This is a genomic window from Leptolyngbya sp. CCY15150 (genome assembly GCF_016888135.1).
GTDB lineage: Bacteria > Cyanobacteriota > Cyanobacteriia > RECH01 > RECH01 > RECH01.
This window is the reverse complement of record NZ_JACSWB010000042.1, coordinates 1-347: the sequence shown is the minus strand read 5'-3', so window position 1 is coordinate 347 and position 347 is coordinate 1. Positions and strand designations below refer to the sequence as shown.

The following is a 347-nucleotide window of genomic DNA, read 5'->3' as shown; positions in this document are numbered from 1 at the left end:
GGACGATGGAGAGTTGTCCGAACCGAAGGCCGACGATGTCGATACGGTCTCGATTGTTTTGGAAATCGGTAACGCGGTCGAAGCCATCGTTTTGGCGGATGACAATTAGGTCAAGCCCTTGTCCGGTGGTCATGAGGTCGTTACCGGTGCCGCCATCGAGTCGATCATTACCGGTGCCGCCGATTAAGGTATCGCGATCGCTGCCCCCTTGAAGCAAGTCGTTACCGGCTCCACCATCAAGGCGATCGCTTCCTGGGCCGCCGACTAAGATATCGTCACCATCTCCCCCCAAGAGGCGATCGTTACCGACTTCTCCTAAGAGGCGATCGCTTCCATCGCCGCCGAGT

The 347-nt window shown here is 57.3% G+C and carries 1 pseudogene; it reads right to left on the bottom strand.

Going from position 1 to position 347, the window contains the following annotated elements:
* A pseudogene (locus JUJ53_RS00170) lies at window positions 1-347 on the bottom strand (calcium-binding protein); the annotation flags it as partial.